This is a genomic window from Pedococcus sp. (genome assembly GCF_036554925.1).
In the GTDB taxonomy this organism is placed as follows: domain Bacteria; phylum Actinomycetota; class Actinomycetes; order Actinomycetales; family Dermatophilaceae; genus Pedococcus_A.
This window is the reverse complement of record NZ_DATBMI010000022.1, coordinates 1-2338: the sequence shown is the minus strand read 5'-3', so window position 1 is coordinate 2338 and position 2338 is coordinate 1. Positions and strand designations below refer to the sequence as shown.

The 2338-nt window shown below is 70.2% G+C and carries 3 protein-coding genes and 1 pseudogene; 2 read left to right on the top strand and 2 right to left on the bottom strand.

The features are described from left to right. Together VIB11_RS01690 and VIB11_RS01685 are read right to left on the bottom strand one after the other, a co-directional pair. On the bottom strand, window positions 1-776 hold a 776-nt coding region (locus VIB11_RS01690; protein WP_332027745.1), incomplete at its 3' end, for an inositol-3-phosphate synthase. Between the two features lie 33 nt (window positions 777-809). After that, complete coding sequence (locus VIB11_RS01685; protein ID WP_332027743.1) at window positions 810-1418, bottom strand: PadR family transcriptional regulator; 609 nt, start codon at window positions 1416-1418, stop codon at window positions 810-812. Between the two features lie 161 nt (window positions 1419-1579). Between VIB11_RS01685 and VIB11_RS01680 the strand changes: the two genes are divergently transcribed. Together VIB11_RS01680 and VIB11_RS01675 are read left to right on the top strand one after the other, a co-directional pair. Beyond that, window positions 1580-1939, top strand: a complete 360-nt coding sequence (locus VIB11_RS01680) for a DUF5318 family protein (protein ID WP_332027741.1) — start codon at window positions 1580-1582, stop codon at window positions 1937-1939. A 49-nt stretch (window positions 1940-1988) separates the two neighbouring features. Beyond that, window positions 1989-2338 (top strand): annotated as a pseudogene (locus VIB11_RS01675) (hypothetical protein); the annotation flags it as partial.

Sequence of the window (2338 nt, the reverse complement as noted above, 5' to 3'; positions counted from 1 at the left end):
ACGTGGACGTTGCGCTTGCCCAGGTCGTGGTCGACCTGGGAGGTGACGGCCTGGGTCTTGGAGATCTTCTTGGACTCCAGCCGGCTGCGCTCCAGCATGTTCATGAAGTCCATGTTGCCGCCGAAGTTCAGCTGGTAGGTGCGGTCGATGTGGATGCCGCGGTCCTCCATCAGCCGGCTCAGCACCCGGTGGACGATGGTGGCCCCGACCTGCGACTTGATGTCGTCGCCGATGATCGGCACCCCGGCCCTGGTGAAGCGCTCGGCCCACTCGGGCCGGCCGGCGATGAACACCGGCAGGCAGTTCACGAAGGCCACGCCGGCCTTGAGGGCCTGCTCGGCGTAGAAGCGGGCGGCGTCCTCGGAGCCGACCGGCAGGTAGCAGACGAGCACGTCGGCGCCGGAGGCGGCCAGGGCCACGGCCACGTCGACCGGGGCGGTGTCGGACTCGTGGATGGTCTCGGCGTAGTACTTGCCGAGCCCGTCCATGGTCGGGCCGCGCTGTACCTCGACCCCGAGCGGGGGCACGTCGGCGAACTGGATGGTGTTGTTCTCGCCGGAGCGGATGGCCTCGGAGAGGTCGCGCCCGACCTTCTTGGCATCGACGTCGAAGGCGGCCACGAACTCGATGTCGCGGACGTGGTAGCCGCCCAGCTCGACGTGCATCAGGCCGGGGACCTGGTCACCCGGCTCGGCGCCGGCGTAGAAGTGCACGCCCTGCACCAGGGACGACGCGCAGTTGCCCACGCCGACGATCGCGACGCGTAGCTTTCCCATCAGTTTCTGGTCTCCTCCTGAGACGTGCGCGGCCTACCCGGTCTGGGCGGGCAGGCGGGGGTCGCGCGGGGACTGGGGAAGCTGAGCCGCGGGCAGTGGCTCAGCCAGGTCCTGCTCGTGCTGCGGTTCGGTGGAACGGCGCTCGCGGGCGATCAGACGGTCGAGCCACGCGATCTCGCGCTCGCGCTCGTCCAGCCCGTGGTCCATCAGCTCGATGGTGTAGGCGTCCATGCGCTCGCGGGCGCTGCGCACCGAGGCGCGCAGGTCGGCCAGCCGCTCCTGGAGGTAGCCGCGCCGCCGCTCGAGCTGGTAGAGGCGGGCCTCCGGCCGCAGGTAGCGGAAGAAGGCCAGCCGCATGGAGAACCGGTCCTGCTCCAGGTCGTGGCCCTCGGCCGTCTCCAGGAGCCGGTGGAACAGGCGGTTGCCGTCATCGGTGAGCTGGTAGACGTGCTTCTTGCGCGAGGTGAAGGGGGCGAGCTCGACCTCGAGGGCGCCCTCGGCGGCCAGCCGCTTGAGGCACGGGTACAGCGACCCGTAGCTCACCCGCCAGAAGGCCCCGAGCTTGAGCGTGAGCTGCTTCTTCAGCTCATAGCCCGACATCGGTGCCTCCTTGAGCAGCCCCAGCACGGCCAGGTCGAGCACGGAGCACGTCCCCTCTTGCTTGTGGTTCACTACTGCCGGTCGAACCGATGTATCGGCTCGATGTATCACGACGATAGGTACGCCGACGCGAGTATGTCAACTCGCGTCGCCAAGTCGTGACCTCCGTGGTGGCGACGGCGGCCGGGTACACTGGCGCCGAGATGCGGCTCGTCGACTACACCCTGGCCAAGCGGGCGAAGCTCACCGAGCTCCGCGGGGGACGTCTGTCGCGCGACGACGTCTGCGACGCCCACCCCGAGCTGCTGCGGGCGGCCCGCAACGTCGGTGAGCAGACCCCGACCCCCTGCCCGGTCTGCGCCACCGGGCCCCTGGTCCACGTGACCTATGTGTTCGGGGACGCCCTGCGTCAGGCCAACGGCCGCGTCTGGCCCCGCAACGGCCTCGCCGACCTGCACCGCTCCATGGACGAGGTGGCCTGCTACGTGGTCGAGGTCTGCACCGCCTGCTACTGGAACCACCTCGCTCAGCGCTACCTGCTCGGGCGGCGCCACGTCGGCTGATTGGGCCGAAATCGGCTTCCAGTCCGCAGTGGGGTAGCATGCTCGCGCTATGGCCGCACCCCCGATCACCCCCACCCGGGCCGCCAGGCACCAGCAGCAGGGAAGACCGCAGGGCAAGGAGCGCAAGCAGCCACCCCCCACCCGCTCCCGCCTGCGCAAGATCCTGCGCTGGACGCTGTGGCTGGCCGTGCCGGCCGTGGCGGTCGCCGCGGGCACGGTCGTCGGGCTGATCTACGCCTTCGCCCGCGTGCCGGTGCCGTCCGAGGTCCCGACCGCCCAGACGATCGTGTTCCTCGACGAGACCGGCAGGCACGAGATCGGCACCCTCTCGGCGCAGGAGAACCGCCGGGTCGTCTCGCTGGACAAGATCCCCGAGCACGCCCGCCGGGCGGCCCTGGC